The organism is Paenibacillus harenae DSM 16969 (assembly GCF_000422465.1).
In the GTDB taxonomy this organism is placed as follows: Bacteria; Bacillota; Bacilli; order Paenibacillales; family Paenibacillaceae; genus Pristimantibacillus; species Pristimantibacillus harenae.
Genome location: NZ_KE383846.1, coordinates 297,813 through 310,252, shown reverse-complemented (window position 1 = coordinate 310,252; position 12,440 = coordinate 297,813). Strand labels below are relative to the sequence as shown.

The 12,440-nt window shown below is 51.7% G+C and carries 14 protein-coding genes; 6 read left to right on the top strand and 8 right to left on the bottom strand.

The annotated features are described in order from the left end of the window. Positions 1–127: 127 nt before the first annotated feature. Genes H581_RS0131880 through H581_RS0131870 form a run of 3 tightly spaced genes read right to left on the bottom strand, consistent with a single transcriptional unit; the run spans position 128 to position 1,621 of the window. Entirely contained in the window at positions 128–364 is a 237-nt protein-coding gene (locus tag H581_RS0131880; protein WP_029192786.1) for a hypothetical protein, read from the bottom strand. Next, positions 357–914, bottom strand: coding sequence for an RNA polymerase sigma factor (locus tag H581_RS0131875; RefSeq protein WP_029192785.1), 558 nt, complete (start codon positions 912–914; stop codon positions 357–359). Before H581_RS0131875 ends, H581_RS0131880 begins: the two co-directional genes overlap by 8 nt. After that, entirely contained in the window at positions 911–1,621 is a 711-nt protein-coding gene (locus H581_RS0131870) for a hypothetical protein (protein WP_029192784.1), read from the bottom strand. The genes H581_RS0131875 and H581_RS0131870 overlap by 4 nt, the downstream gene beginning before the upstream one ends. A 707-nt stretch (positions 1,622–2,328) precedes the next feature. Between H581_RS0131870 and H581_RS0131860 the strand changes: the two genes are divergently transcribed. The 3 genes from H581_RS0131860 (at position 2,329) to H581_RS0131850 (ending at position 4,333) form a co-directional block, all read left to right on the top strand. Next, positions 2,329–2,664 (top strand): DUF3221 domain-containing protein, encoded by a 336-nt coding sequence (locus tag H581_RS0131860; protein ID WP_029192782.1) that lies wholly within the window; start codon positions 2,329–2,331, stop codon positions 2,662–2,664. 23 nt (positions 2,665–2,687) lie between these two features. Then, positions 2,688–3,350 carry an HAD family hydrolase gene (locus tag H581_RS0131855; protein WP_029192781.1) on the top strand — a complete coding sequence of 221 codons (663 nt, stop codon included), beginning with the start codon at positions 2,688–2,690 and terminating at the stop codon, positions 3,348–3,350. Positions 3,351–3,436: 86 nt separating this feature from the next. Further along, the gene (locus H581_RS0131850; protein ID WP_029192780.1) at positions 3,437–4,333 is read left to right on the top strand and encodes a hypothetical protein; all 897 of its coding nucleotides are present in this window, start codon (positions 3,437–3,439) and stop codon (positions 4,331–4,333) included. A 50-nt stretch (positions 4,334–4,383) separates the two neighbouring features. Here the strand turns inward: H581_RS0131850 and H581_RS37560 are convergent, their stop codons facing one another. Then, on the bottom strand, positions 4,384–5,211 hold the full coding sequence (locus H581_RS37560; RefSeq protein WP_029192779.1) for a CAP domain-containing protein: 828 nt from the start codon (positions 5,209–5,211) through the stop codon (positions 4,384–4,386). Positions 5,212–5,550: 339 nt separating this feature from the next. Between H581_RS37560 and H581_RS0131840 the strand changes: the two genes are divergently transcribed. Both H581_RS0131840 and H581_RS36810 read left to right on the top strand, forming a co-directional pair. After that, on the top strand, positions 5,551–6,105 hold the full coding sequence (locus H581_RS0131840; RefSeq protein ID WP_029192778.1) for an RNA polymerase sigma factor: 555 nt from the start codon (positions 5,551–5,553) through the stop codon (positions 6,103–6,105). Positions 6,106–6,110: 5 nt separating this feature from the next. Beyond that, on the top strand, positions 6,111–7,031 hold the full coding sequence (locus H581_RS36810; RefSeq protein ID WP_051251517.1) for a DUF4871 domain-containing protein: 921 nt from the start codon (positions 6,111–6,113) through the stop codon (positions 7,029–7,031). 28 nt (positions 7,032–7,059) lie between these two features. Here H581_RS36810 and H581_RS0131830 read toward each other — a convergent pair whose 3' ends face one another. Genes H581_RS0131830 through H581_RS36095 form a run of 4 tightly spaced genes read right to left on the bottom strand, consistent with a single transcriptional unit; the run spans position 7,060 to position 9,454 of the window. Beyond that, complete coding sequence (locus H581_RS0131830) at positions 7,060–7,683, bottom strand: nucleotidyltransferase domain-containing protein (RefSeq protein ID WP_029192777.1); 624 nt, start codon at positions 7,681–7,683, stop codon at positions 7,060–7,062. An 8-nt stretch (positions 7,684–7,691) separates the two neighbouring features. Then, on the bottom strand, positions 7,692–8,336 hold the full coding sequence (locus H581_RS0131825) for a metal-dependent hydrolase (RefSeq protein WP_029192776.1): 645 nt from the start codon (positions 8,334–8,336) through the stop codon (positions 7,692–7,694). 51 nt (positions 8,337–8,387) lie between these two features. Then, positions 8,388–8,549 carry a hypothetical protein gene (locus H581_RS38235; RefSeq protein ID WP_156889745.1) on the bottom strand — a complete coding sequence of 54 codons (162 nt, stop codon included), beginning with the start codon at positions 8,547–8,549 and terminating at the stop codon, positions 8,388–8,390. 2 nt (positions 8,550–8,551) lie between these two features. Next, positions 8,552–9,454, bottom strand: coding sequence for an AraC family transcriptional regulator (locus H581_RS36095; RefSeq protein WP_051251516.1), 903 nt, complete (start codon positions 9,452–9,454; stop codon positions 8,552–8,554). A 168-nt stretch (positions 9,455–9,622) separates the two neighbouring features. Between H581_RS36095 and H581_RS0131810 the strand changes: the two genes are divergently transcribed. Beyond that, positions 9,623–12,322, top strand: a complete 2,700-nt coding sequence (locus tag H581_RS0131810; RefSeq protein WP_029192775.1) for a family 78 glycoside hydrolase catalytic domain — start codon at positions 9,623–9,625, stop codon at positions 12,320–12,322. Positions 12,323–12,440: the final 118 nt, after the last annotated feature.

Sequence of the window (12,440 nt, the reverse complement as noted above, 5' to 3'; positions counted from 1 at the left end):
TACGAACTTCCATAATATTACCCCGAACTAAACTCAATTAGTTAGTATTTATAACAAATTCGCAATTTTAGTTCGGAGTCATGGTTACTCTGTGGTTGTGCGCATTTTCAAACGAATAACGAGTCTTTTATATGTTGCGGAAAACGAATGCGGGAAAGACGTTCAACGTTTGGAAGGAAAAGCCTTCACCCAATTGACGCCACCAGTCATAACCCAAATCGTCGGCAATAACGAAAATTCGATCGTACAGCTCTTCCTCTTCCTGTAGCGACAATTGGACCTGCAGCGCCCACTTCGCCAGGAGCCGATTCAACTGGTCATCCGCTTCAGCAGGAAACTTCAGATCCATGAGCTCATCATCCATTAGAGTTACTCCTTTCCGTCGCAGCCAATTTGGTCTCTGACAGTCCCAGCCGTCCGGCAAGAAGCGCCCGAGCTTGCGATATTTTATAGCGCACCGTGCCGGCCGGCATCTCGAGCGCTTCGCCAATCCGGCTGCTGTTCATCCCGCCGACGACTTTCATCAGAAGGATGCAACGAAGTTCCTCCGGGAGCGCGCCAATGGCCGACTCAAGCTCTCGATACCGTTCGCGGCCCGACAACAATTGGGAGAGGTCCTCGGTTGGGCCTCCTCCCCCTTTGTTCCGGTCGCGTAGCTGCTCTTCCGCATGCCGCTGGTTCGATGACTTCCGGTAGTAATCTTTCACCCGGTTGGAAGCGACGGAGAAGATCCAGTAGATCCGCTGATCTTCGGGAATTCGTTCAAGAGCTTCCATCCGATTCCAGATACGCATGAAGACGTCCTGAAGCAAATCCGCGCCGACATCTTTGCTCCCCCCCGTGCGCCCCAGCAGGTATGAATAGACCTGCCGGGAGTATGTGACGTACAGATCATGGAACAAGTCCTTCCTCATTGCTCGCTCTGTGCCTCTACGTTCTCTTTACCTACAATGTTTCCCAATTTAACGACGGCGAGGAGTTGGAGCAGTGGAATGAGCTCCTTCGGAGCTCTCAGTTCGCCGATCAAGACTAATTCCGTTATCTTCTGCTTGAGCGTGGACGTATCGACATCTGAGCCGAATTCGAAACTCCCGATAAGGATCATCGACATATTGCCGTCGATAAGATCGAGGAAAGCCTTCGAGAATGTATCATTCCCGACAAACAACCTGGGCGTTTCCCCTGTATAATACACGATTTGGCCGGTGAGTTGTGATACCGCGCCCACCAATGCTCTCTCCGCTTTCTTGGGGGCGATTATTTGGCCCGCTACGATCACTTCCTTGAAACCGACCACTTCGATCTCGGATGTGATGATGATCTGACCGGCAATGACCAGCATGTCTTCGGGAGAACCCGAGTGGTTTGCAAACGCTTCACCGTCCACCGTTAGCTGCCCGGTCAGCCGTTTAATTTTCCCGGATGTCGGCGGGATCGTCACAATCAATCCGACATTTTTCTGCGGAATCTTCATCAAGGCGCCGGACAACGCTTCGGGAGCGAGAACAACACCGACGTTTTGTATCTGCGTCACGGCTGCCAAATCCTCCGGCTTCTTATCGATCAAATCAAGTATGCCCAAATTCTCGATCGTCGTCCCCGTCACTTTTACCTCTTCCATTGCTAACTCCTCCATTCGATCATGAATTGTTTTACATCTAGGAAAACGCGCGACTTCGCCAGGTGTTGGGACGTCAGAAGAAAATATGGTGCAAGTGTACGAGATCTCGAAATAGTTTGCAATTTATTTTACAAAACGAAGAAGTCCGAATTATCCGGTTTCATTTTCATCAAAATCCCTGACCGGTAAAGAGACAGCAAACTTTTTGCTCCTAATGACTTCCTTTATACTCTTGCTTGAGGCGCCTGTCATTCCCTCGTCGGAGATCGAAACGTATTCTAGTTTTGGGAATCCCTATTGCAAGAAGCTCCAATCCTCGGTTTCGACACCGTCGATATACAGATGACTAAGTTTCGGAAGCTGCAGTTCATGAATGTTTTTTACCGGATTATGTCGCAGAATTATGCAGTCAAGGCTAAACATTTGGTTGAGAGGAAGGATATCCTCAATTCGGTTGTTTTTAACGTCGATCCTCGTTAGTGATGGAAACGAAGTAAGCGGCGTCAAATCGAAAATACTGTTGTCCGAAAAGTTTACAGAGCTTAAATTAGGAAGAGTCAGATCATTTAATTTGAAGAAAATCACCAATCAAGTTAAACATAGCCTTTGCGTAAGGCATAGAGCGCAGTTCTGGATTCCGGCGAAACAAACCCCGTTCTATTTACGTTTAAAAGTTAATACTCAGATAGGTGATAAGGGGTGAGCTGGTGAAATATGTAGTGGCGGCCGTATTGACCATGATGATTGGCGTGCTTGGGGGATGCGGTACAAATGCTGAGTCAGCGGCACCGACAGGTCAAGGATTCATTCTTGAGATCAGCGAGGGGAGAATTTTAGTTCTAGACCAAGCCAATGAGTCTGACTTCGGTAAAAGCCGGATTGGTATTTCTGAGTCTCATGAAGGGGATGCCATATGGTTGCGCACCGATACATCCAAATTGAAAGTGGGAAAGAAAGTACAGTACTGGATTGACGGAGGGGTTGATAATTCGTATCCTTTACAGGCAGCAGCTGAGAAAGTTGTCGTTATTGAACAGGAATAATCCGGATCAAGGGGGATGAACAGTTGATTAAAGCGATTGTTTTTGATTTTGACGGTCTTATTCTTGATACGGAGACACCGGAATATGCTTCTTTCAGAGAGATTTTTCTAAAGCATGGAGTTGAATTAGATTTGAATGTATGGGGTCAATGGGTCGGTACCGATGCGAGTCACTTTAACCCTTATGACCATTTGGATCAGTGCGTTGGCAGGACATTGAACCGCGAAGAGATTCGTTCCATACGCAGAGCGACATATGATGCGCTTCTCGCGAAGGAGAAAATAAGACCGGGAGTAACGGATTATTTAATCCATGCCCGGCAGTTAGGGATAAAAATAGGGCTTGCCTCCAGCTCGTCAAGAGAGTGGGTAACGGGGTATTTGGCCAAACTTGGTATCGCGGATTATTTCGATTGTATCCGGGTTCGGGAGGATGTAAAGCGAGTAAAACCCGATCCGGCGCTTTATATTGAAGCATTAAAATGCCTTGGCGTCTCTCCGTCGGAGGCTATTGCCCTGGAAGATTCGCCAAACGGCGCATTAGCCGCGCAGAGAGCCGGAATGAAAATTGTCATCGTGCCAAACGATCTAACGAAGAATTTACTATTCGGCGAATTTGACCTCAGGTTAGAGTCGTTGGCGGAATTGGATATCCGCTCGCTTATACGTAAGCTAGCCGTCTCCTGATGGCATGAGGTAATATTTACCCGTCCTTTCTACCCTCATTTCGGGTTATCATTGCGAATGATAACATGGAGGGGGGATTAAACGGTATGTTAAAGAAGCTTTGTTTGTTCTGCGATGCAATCGTTCCGGTCGAATCGGCAGGCGATCACGATAAATTCATAGGCTGCTGGTGCTCGCCGGACGGCTCTTACAGCCTTGTAAGAGACAGCTACGATTCCATCCGCGCGTTCCCGTATCATAAGAAACGTCTGCTGTTTCCGATCATATCGGCTTATATCCGCGAGCTGACCGATTGCGAGGAGAAGGTTGTGCTGTCGGTTGACGATTTAGAGACAATCGGTAAATCTCCGCAAATTCCGGTGTCTATCGAAGAGAAGGAAAGCCGGCTGCTGCAATATTTGTACCGGCATTCGGAGGGGCCGGGAGACCCCATCGTTATACAGCCGCTGTCCAATAGCTATAACTTAACCTATTCGCCAAACCAGCAGGAGCTCGTTTATATCATTGAGAAGCTTCGTGAAGAGCGATCGATCGTAAGGGAAAGCGTAACGTTTAAGCTTACCGAGAAAGGGTGGAGCGAGGCCGCCGCTAGAGCGGGCGGAAGAAAGCTGAAGGCTTGCTTCGTGCTGCTGACGGAAAATAATGACAAGTATGCGGAATGGACGGACAAGGTGCTGCCCAAGCTTGAACAATGCGGTTATCTGCCCCGCTTGCTGCAGCCTGCCGCCCGAAGAAAACACGATATCGATCTCATGCAGCAGGTTTCCAAAAGCAAACTTGTCATCGCGGATTTGTCCACGCATTCGCCTGAAGTTTATTTTGCGGCCGGTTATGCGCTTGGTCTGAACATCCCGGTTATTTGGACCGTGAACCGGAGTGAGACGGACCGGTTGGCCGTTCTGTCTTCAACCATTCGTCCGATCGTCTGGGAGACATCAGAAAGCTTAGCCATGCTGCTTCAACAAAAATTAATAACCGTCTAAAGAGATGCAGGCCGCAGCGAGTTATCGCTGCAGCCTGCATTGATTTCGCATTAGCCTGTAAAGGCTTGAACCCATGCGCCGTTGTAGTATCCGACACCGAGTTTCGTAAAGCTGTTGTTTAGAATGTTCGCACGGTGTCCGGGACTATTCATCCAGTCGTTCATAACCTGATCCGGACTGGTCTGGCCTTTTGCGATATTCTCCCCTGCGGATCTATAGGTTATACCGTGCTGCTTCATCATATCGAACGGAGACCCGTACGTCGGAGATTGATGGCTGAAATAATTGTTGTTGATCATGTCTTTGGCTTTGAGCAGAGCGACATTCGATAAGCTGCTGTCCATGCTAAGAGCGCCTAATCCCGCGCTTGCGCGGTGTTGGTTACACAGCTTTAGAACTTGCTCCTCATATTGGGATACAGCCGTGTTATTACCGGTATCCGGGGCTCTGCCTGTTTCGGGATTTTGACCTGTTCCCGGATTTTGACCTGTTCCCGGGTTTTGGCCTGTCGCAGGATTTTGTCCCGTATTAGGCGCTTGTCCGGGATTGGCAGGTAAATTAGGAAAATATCCGCGAAGCCAATCCGGAATGTTGCCAGTCATGTTGCCGGGCATGCCGGGCATTTGCTTCATCTGTACGGTTCGGGATGTGCCGGGCGTAGCGATAGAAGATGCCAGCGTCTGCGACACATTCGCAAGCTGTTGAGACGAACGGGCCGCATTCGAATGGATGCGTGCCGGGTTCTGTGCGGCTTGCTGACGAGCCTGATTATTCTGATTGTTGTTGTTAGCAGCATTGTTGGCATTGTTGTTGTCATTAACCGTACAGCCGGTTAAAAGTAACAAGGCTGTAGCTGCTACCGCGACGTACTTCTTCATTTGTCCCATACCTCCGATAAATTCATGTAGTAAGAAGCAGTTCGAAAGTATTTTTTCCGATTGGCGCTGACGGTATCCATTCCTTTTTTAGTGAGTAAACCGTCTTGCGTAATTTGGAAATTAAACAACTTTACATAATGACGCTAATACAGGAAAAGAACGATAGGCAAGCCTAACATGTTTAAGTTGATTGGCTGAATGACGGAAAGCGCTTCTTCGGATGAAGGAAGTGCTTTTTGGCATGCCTCCGCCTTAACCGCCAACTGAATGACTCAGGTAAAATATAATCAGAGTTCGGGAACTTTTCCGCCGCTGGATGGTCTTATTAGTTAGAGGTGAATGGATGTGGAGAAGCATTATGTGCAGTATTTGGCTCCGGGCTTCGACCGTGATCTGGTGCTGGAGGATCTCATGACAACGTATGGCGAGGATGTCTGGAATTTTGCTTATTTCCTGACCCGCCGCGCGGATGCGGCGGATGATATTACGCAGGATGTTTTTCTGATCGTGTATAACCGGCTGTATACCTTTCGCGGAGCGTCTGCAATCAAGAGCTGGATTCTTAGTATAACGCGCAATAAGGCACTTAATTATTTAAAAAGCGCGTTTATCCGGAAAGTTACGCTAATCGACACGCTGTTGCATCTTAGAGGGCAGTCTCCGTCGGCGGAGCAGGCTGTCTTGGACCGGATGGCATCCAGAGAAATCTGGGAACAGGTTATGAAGCTCCCCGTCAAGTTCAGAGAGGTCATTATATTAGCCTACCATTTCGAGCTGCCGATCGGTGAAATTGCCGTTTCGCTTCAAATTTCGGAAGGTACGGTGAAATCGCGGCTGCACCGGGCGAAGAACAAAATGTCCGCGCTGCTGGATACCGAAAGGAGAGGAGAGTGAACGCCATGACAAACATGCAAAAACCGCAATGGGCTGAACGCCTGAAAGAGATGCCGTTTGATCAGCCGCATTTTACAGAGGCATTAAGATCGCAGATCCGGCACAAAACGGGAAGAACAAACAAGCGCGGGTTAAAGTTAAGGCTTGCCTCCATCCTGCTTGCGGCGGCAGCCTTGAGTTCAATCCTTTTGTATCTTTTTAGCATGGATGGGAAAATAGTGCCTCCCGAACCGGTCAAGGAGCGAAACGCTTATTTCGATAACGGAGAACTGCTTTTCCAGGTCTTTCCCGAACCGGAGCTGCGGGCCGGCAGTCCCGCAGGGTATATGTTTCATTTCACGGAGCCTTTCACCGCGTTTCAAGGCAAGGAGCTTTCGATCCGTGCGATTCATATCAAGACGGGCCAGCAAGTGACCGGGGTGCCCCCCGTCCGGATTACGGAGCCGAGCAGCGGGTACGACAGCTTGGGGCGTTTTACCGCAAGAATCGCGCTACCGCTGGGAGGGATGTGGATGTACGAGGTTGAGCTGGACGGGGAAACGTATGGCGATGTGATTTTGTCCGTGGGAGAGCCTTCCTGGGAGCTTAGTCCGCTATTCAAGTCGGGAAGCTATTCTCTAAGAGGCATAGAGCAGCGAGTAGGATTCATTGACCCCGGCTTTATCGCAGGAAAAGGGAACAAGTACATGTGGCATTTCTGGGAAGCTGACCAGAAGCTGGACGGTAAGCTAACCGTGATGGCCGTTAAGAAGGGTAACAACCAGATGATTGGAGTATTCGATGGCTTCAGCCTTGGGGGAGCGCTGAACGGCGCGGATCGAAGCGTACCCAGTTCGATGTCTTTGCCTGAAGCCGGCGTATGGCGGCTGCTGCCCTTTGTAGGCGGCAAGCTTGTCGACAGCATTGTCGTCGAGGTGAAAGAGTAGAGGATATGCAGCAAGCAAAAGGACAGCTCTAGCGGCTGTCCTTCTTTTGGCGGATAATATCGACCCACGCATGCCCTTCCGGAAATTGCTTCCGCAAAGCCGATGCAAGCCATTCTATTTCTTGCGGTGAAAGAGAAGGGAGGATCGTATGAAAGTCGTCATGATCCTTGCTTCGGATGTTCTTGCTGCCGCCTTTATACAACAGCTGGATTTCCGGCCTTAAGTAGGGAATTCCTTCGGGCGATTTCAAGGTAATATCCCTCAGCGCGCGGCGTATCGATTGTTCTCTCCGATAAATCCAATCGTCTTGCTCGGTCTCTACGAGCATCAATTGAAAGGCCCATGGCGAAGCATCATCCTTGCACGCCCAAACATCGCCTGTCAAGTCGAGATATTCGTCCTCCCTCCAAAGCTCCAATTCGCCATTCTCCGCTTTGTAGAGCATCCAGTCCTGCGATAAATGACGATAAACGGTTAATTGCTCCTCCCGCAAAATAAGGACATCAACATCTCCGTGTTTCCTTGTTTGCGAGCCTATGTGCAAATCGAGCGCCCAACCGCCGGCGATGCACCATTGCACAGGCAGGTTGTAAAATAAGTTGTTCATTTCATCAACAGCAAGCGGTTTCCAATTCTCGTAATCCGTTCTCAAGGTTATCCTCACATCCGAATTTTAAAAGATTTTTTGACGATCGGATACAGCCATTTCACGCCGCTTGGCGTAAGGGTATCCGCGATGAGATGGGACAAGTAGCCGAGCATGGCTGTAATCGCGAGTCCTTCGATTTGCAGCTGCTTCTCGAGTCCCCAGGCAATGGCTCCCCAGATCGGTACTGCCCAAATCGTATGGGTCATCCCGCGATGCTTCAGCCACGGTACCCAGGCGACGAATAAGCCGAAGCCGATCAGCCAGATCATTTGATTTCGGTAGCCGGCATACATGAAGGCTGCGCCGACAACGCTGACAAGCGCGTTGCGGATGAAGCCCTGCTTCATGACGAGCCCAAGCAGGAACGCAGCCGCGCCGCTCAGGCCGAGCAAGGGCGATATCGGTCGACCGGTCAAATAATAATAAGCGATAATGCCCAGAAACAAGGCGCCGCCCCAGAGCGCCGCCTCGCGAATAAGCTTGGACAGCTTGCCGAGCTTGCTGCTGAGCATGCTCGGACCGTCAAGGTCGGCGCTTAGGGCGGAGAAGGCGGAGACGCCGATGAAGTATGCCGCCTGCTCCAGCCCGAATGAAAAATAGGCGGCGGATGCCGCGCCTACAAAGGCGCCTATGGCCAGATGCGTCTTTCCTGTCATAATTCCTCCTGTGACTGACTATGCTTGCTATGGCACGGACAGCTTTCTTTGTTATAGCTGCTCGCGATTGACCTGCTCGTTGCGGATCATTTGCTCCAGCTTCTCGACCAGACGGTCGTGGGACGGATCTTTTTTGCGAAAGGCGAGAAGGCGCTTCCGGTTATGCTCTTTAAGTAATTCCAGCATATAAAGCTTTTCTTTTAGCGTAAACATGCTTACTCGTCACCTCCGATCTCAGTAAGCGCCGCACTTGTTGCGGCTGCTCTGCGGTATACGCTCGGCGTCGTGCCGGTGCAGCGCTTGAACAGCGTATTAAACGAATGAATGTCTTTGTAGCCGACGGTCTCGGCAATGGCGCTGATCTTGAGCTCCGAGCCGCGAAGGAGCTCTTGGCTTTTGCGGATCCGCAAATTTTGCAGGCAGCGGAGGAAGCTCTGGCCGGTATGCTGCCGGAACAAGCGCTGCAGATGGCGTTCGCTCCAGCGGCCTTCCTCGGCAAGCTGCGCAAGCGTCAGCTCCTGGCCGCAGCGCTGCTCCATGATGCCCAGCAGCTCGATGAACGCGGATTGCTTCGGAGCGGGCGGCAGGCTCGGCTGATCCGTCGAGCGCTGGAGAAGAATGAGCAGCTGCAGCAGGAGCGCTTGCAAATAATCCGGCGAGCCGGCTTGCGGCAGCTGATATTCCCGGTGCAGCGACAGGAACAGCTTCTCGAACTGATCGCCCGTGTCCGTGCAAGCGAAGGCTGCCAGCCGTCCGCTCTCCATTTCCTGCAAGAACTGCGATAAGCCGAAATCTGATGCGAATGCGCTCAGTTTATGCAGCAGCAGCGGAGAAAAGACGCAGTTGTATACGCTGAGCGGATGACGCGCAAGGTCGGAAGACGCCGGCCGGAAAACATGCGATTGTCCGATCGGAATAAACAGCACATGTCCTTTATGCACCCTGTGAACCGTGTCTCCGATATGATGAAAGCCGGTTCCTTCGGCGATATACGTGCATTCAAAGAAATCATGATTATGATACGGATTCAAAAAGTTTTCGGCGTTGCGATTGACGAACAGCGGCAAGTTATGCCGGAAGAATTGCTCGCCGCGATAGGTTTCTGCCGGACGGTTCATGATGAAGCACCCACCCTAGTATGATTTTGCAGCCGCAATGAAAATGTCCGAAATACCGAATGATTATGTCCGTATTGCCTGCAAATAAAGCGCCGTGCTTTCTTATAATTATAGAGGAAGGCAGGAAGACAGGGAAGCTATTTACCCAATTGAATGGAGGAAATGATCATGTTCCATGTAATCGAACCGCGCTGCGAGTACCGGAGTAATCCGATCGGCCTTGGCACGGCCAAGCCGCGTATCAGCTGGAAGCTGCAGTCTGACGAGAGGGCAACAAACCAGACCGCTTATCAGATTGAAGTGGCCGAGGACGAAAGCTTCACGAAGGTGTTATGGGGATCGGGACGAATCGAATCGGACCAATCCGTTCATGTAGAGATTGACGCGTTAACCGTACAATCTTTCGAGCGTTATTATTATCGCGTGCGGGCTTGGAATCATTACGGCGAACCTTCGCCTTGGTCCGAGACGGCTTTCTGGGAAATGGGGCTGCTTGAGCCGGGGAACTGGGCCGGGGAATGGATTGCGGCGCCGCTTGCGCTGCTGCCGGTTACGGCGGAGGCTTGTCCGATGTTCAGGAGAAGCTTCGAGCTGAAGGGGGCGGTGAAGAAGGCGCGGCTGTATGCGACAGCGCTCGGATTATATGAACTGGAGCTGAACGGGCAGCGGGTGGGCGATTGTTATTTTACGCCGGGCTGGACCAGCTACAAGCATTCGGTTCAGACGCAAACCTATGATGTGACCGGTCTCGTAACTGACGGATCGAATGCCATCGGCGCGATGCTTGGCAACGGTTGGTATAAAGGGAATTTGACATGGAACGATCAGAAGTGCGTGTACGGCGAGCGGCTTGCTCTTCTGCTGCAGCTGCGCGTCGTATATGAAGACGGACGGGAAGAGCTGATCGTGACGGACGAGAAGTGGAAGGCCGCGACAGGGCCGATTCTCATGTCGGAAATTTATCACGGCGAGATGTACGACGCCCGTTTGGAACGGGAGGGCTGGAGCACCTCTGCTTATAGGGGAGACGAGACCGAGTGGCATTCCGTAGAGCTCCTCTCGCATGGCAAAGACATTTTGACGCCGCAGATCAATGAGCCGGTTCGCAAGCAGGAGCAATTGAAGCCGATTGCCTTTATAACGACGCCGAAGGGGGAGACCGTGCTCGATTTCGGTCAAAACCTGGTCGGATGGGTTCGTTTCGACGTGCAGGGAACAGCGGGCACAGAGGTGAGCCTGCAGCATGCCGAAGTTCTGGACAGCGAAGGGAATTTCTATATCGCTAACCTTCGTGCGGCGAAGCAGATGATCCAGTACGTTCTGAAGGGCGGAGAACGGGAGACGTATGAGCCGCGGTTTACGTTCCAGGGCTTCCGTTACGTGCAGCTGACCGGCTTTCCGGAGACCATGTCGCTGGATGATTTTACGGCTGTCGTACTTCATTCGGATATGGAGGAGACCGGCGCTTTCCAATGCTCGGATCCGCTCGTGAATCAGCTGCAGCACAATATTAAATGGGGCCTGAAGGGCAACTTCCTGGACATTCCGACCGACTGCCCGCAGCGGGATGAACGGCTAGGCTGGACGGGCGATGCCCAAATGTTCGTTCAAACCGCGTCGTACCTGTCGAATGTTGCGCCTTTCTTCACCAAATGGCTGCGCGACGTGAAGGCTGAGCAGACCGAAGACGGCGGTATACCGTTCGTCGTTCCGCATGTGCTTGGCGAGAATGAGCATTCCTCTTCCGCATGGGGCGACGCCGCTGTCATATGCCCGTGGACGATTTACCTTTGCTATGGGGATAAGCGGATTCTGGAGGAGCAGTATGAGAGCATGAAAGCTTGGGTGACGTATATCCGGCGCCAAGGCGACAATGAATATTTATGGAATACAGGCTTCCACTTTGGGGACTGGCTCGGACTGGACGCCAAATCAGGCGATTATATCGGGGCAACCGATAAAGACCTCATCGCTACGGCGTTTTATGCTTATTCCGTGTCGTTGCTTCAAAAAACGGCTAATACACTCGGCAAGACGGACGATGCCGCCGAATATCTCGAGCTGTACGGGAATGTCGTCGCCGCATTCAGAGAGGAGTTCGTCACGGCTTCCGGAAGGCTGTCTGTGCCGACGCAGACGGCTCAGGTGCTCGCATTACATTTCGGCCTGCTGGACGGGAAGGCGGAGGCGCGGGCAATCGCCAAGCTGGAGGAACTGTTGGAGTCAACCCAATACCATCTGACGACGGGGTTCGTCGGGACGCCGTATTTGAACCACGCGTTAAGCGCATTCGGGCATAACGAGACGGCTTATAAGCTGCTGCTGCAGCAGACGTACCCTTCGTGGCTGTATCCGGTAACGAAAGGCGCGACGACGATATGGGAGCATTGGGACGGGATTAAGGAGGACGGAAGCTTCTGGAGCGCGGATATGAATTCCTTCAACCATTATGCATACGGGGCGGTCGGAGACTGGATGTACCGGACGATTGCCGGCATTCAGCCGGTCGAGTCGGCGCCGGGCTACAAGCGTATCCGGATTGCGCCGCAGCCGGGAGAAGGACTCGCTTGGGCGGAAGGAAGGCTGGAGACGCTGTACGGTACGCTGAGTTCGAAATGGAGCAGGTCAGACGAGGGCGCACTTACGCTTGAGGTTACCATTCCACCGAACACAACGGCGGAGGTGCTGCTGCTGGGAGCGCTGGGCGGCTCTAAGGTTACGGAAAGCGGAGCTCAGCTCGGCGAAGCGGCCGGCATCATGGACGTAGCGGAGGGCTCGTCTTCCGTTACGGTAACGGTCGGATCGGGAAGCTACCGGTTTGTTTGGCAGCAGTCCGCTAGGGAAGCTTCGCTCGTACCGCGTTTGTAAAATAAAGAAGAGAAACAAAGAACGGCTGATTAAACGGGCGCATGTGTTTCTCATTCGTTCGTTTCCGATGTCACAAATCAGAGCCTTACATTGTTATATGTGCAAAATGTAAAAGGAG

Coding starts and splice junctions, on each gene's coding strand:
- H581_RS0131880 (WP_029192786.1), bottom strand. CDS start 364: ATGGATGATGAGCTCATGGATCTGAAGTTTCCTGCTGAAGCGGATGAC.
- H581_RS0131850 (WP_029192780.1), top strand. CDS start 3,437: ATGTTAAAGAAGCTTTGTTTGTTCTGCGATGCAATCGTTCCGGTCGAA.
- H581_RS0131870 (WP_029192784.1), bottom strand. CDS start 1,621: ATGGAAGAGGTAAAAGTGACGGGGACGACGATCGAGAATTTGGGCATA.
- H581_RS0131825 (WP_029192776.1), bottom strand. CDS start 8,336: ATGACAGGAAAGACGCATCTGGCCATAGGCGCCTTTGTAGGCGCGGCA.
- H581_RS36810 (WP_051251517.1), top strand. CDS start 6,111: ATGACAAACATGCAAAAACCGCAATGGGCTGAACGCCTGAAAGAGATG.
- H581_RS38235 (WP_156889745.1), bottom strand. CDS start 8,549: ATGTTTACGCTAAAAGAAAAGCTTTATATGCTGGAATTACTTAAAGAG.
- H581_RS0131840 (WP_029192778.1), top strand. CDS start 5,551: ATGGATGTGGAGAAGCATTATGTGCAGTATTTGGCTCCGGGCTTCGAC.
- H581_RS37560 (WP_029192779.1), bottom strand. CDS start 5,211: ATGAAGAAGTACGTCGCGGTAGCAGCTACAGCCTTGTTACTTTTAACC.
- H581_RS0131810 (WP_029192775.1), top strand. CDS start 9,623: ATGTTCCATGTAATCGAACCGCGCTGCGAGTACCGGAGTAATCCGATC.
- H581_RS36095 (WP_051251516.1), bottom strand. CDS start 9,454: ATGAACCGTCCGGCAGAAACCTATCGCGGCGAGCAATTCTTCCGGCAT.
- H581_RS0131875 (WP_029192785.1), bottom strand. CDS start 914: ATGAGGAAGGACTTGTTCCATGATCTGTACGTCACATACTCCCGGCAG.